This window comes from Inquilinus sp. OTU3971, from assembly GCF_038440215.1.
In genome coordinates this window covers 1-411 of record NZ_JASATH010000451.1, presented here as the reverse complement: position 1 = coordinate 411, position 411 = coordinate 1, and the positions used below count along the sequence as shown (strand labels likewise).

At 68.4% G+C, this 411-nt stretch carries 1 pseudogene; it reads left to right on the top strand.

The window, feature by feature from the left end:
• A pseudogene (locus AAHM41_RS40370) lies at window positions 1-411 on the top strand (ABC transporter ATP-binding protein/permease); the annotation flags it as partial.

Sequence of the window (411 nt, the reverse complement as noted above, 5' to 3'; positions counted from 1 at the left end):
CTGTGGGTGCTGTCGGAGGATGTCGCTTTCGTGCTCCAGGGGAGCAGCTTCGCGGTCCCCGGATACATGGTGTGGTGTGCGCTGCTTTATGCGGCGACCGCGTCCTGGTTCAGCTGGCGCGTCGGGCGCCCCTTGATCGGACTCAATGCCGAGCGGTACACCCAGGAGGCCGAGCTCCGCTTTGCTCTCGTCCGCGTCAGCGAGAATGCCGACGGCATCGCCCTCGGCGGCGGCGAAGCCGACGAACGCCAGCGGCTGCAGCAGGAACTCGAGGAGGTGCTTTCGGCGATGCGCGGGATCGTCGGCGCCGCCACCAGGCTGACCTGGGTCACCTCCGGCTACGGCTGGTTCGCCCTCGTGGCTCCGATCATCGTCGCCGCGCCGGGGTATTTCGCCGGCAGCCTGTCCTTC